This is a genomic window from Streptococcus sp. oral taxon 431 (assembly GCF_023110115.1).
Classification (GTDB): Bacteria; Bacillota; Bacilli; order Lactobacillales; family Streptococcaceae; genus Streptococcus.
This window is the reverse complement of sequence record NZ_JALDVP010000008.1, coordinates 22168-22581: the sequence shown is the minus strand read 5'-3', so window position 1 is coordinate 22581 and position 414 is coordinate 22168. Positions and strand designations below refer to the sequence as shown.

The window sequence follows — 414 nt, the reverse complement described above, 5'->3', positions numbered from 1 at the left end:
CAATCAACGAAGATGTTCCAGCAACATTTGACGATGGTTCAACAACTAAGACAGTTGAAGGTGTTGGTACTTACACAGTAGCACCAGACGGAACAGTAACATTTGTTCCTGAAAAATCATTTGTTGGTAAAGCTCCATCAGTTACAGTTGTTCGTGAAGATATGAACGGAACAAAAGCTTCTTCAACTTACACACCAACAGTAACACCAGTAACACCAACAGCTGAAGATGCTACTTCAACTGATAAACAAGGTCAAACACAATCAGGTAAACCAACATTCACACCAGGTAACTCAAACGTACCAATGGATGATGATGTTCCAGCAACATTCGAAGATGGTTCAACAACTAAGACTATCCCAGGTGAAGGAACATACACAGTAGCACCAGACGGAACTGTAACCTTCGTACCAG

1 protein-coding gene is annotated in these 414 nt (G+C 41.3%); it reads left to right on the top strand.

The window, feature by feature from the left end:
- Positions 1-414, top strand: a 414-nt coding sequence (locus tag M1F91_RS08400) for a hypothetical protein (protein ID WP_247913376.1), incomplete at both ends; no start/stop codon positions are given.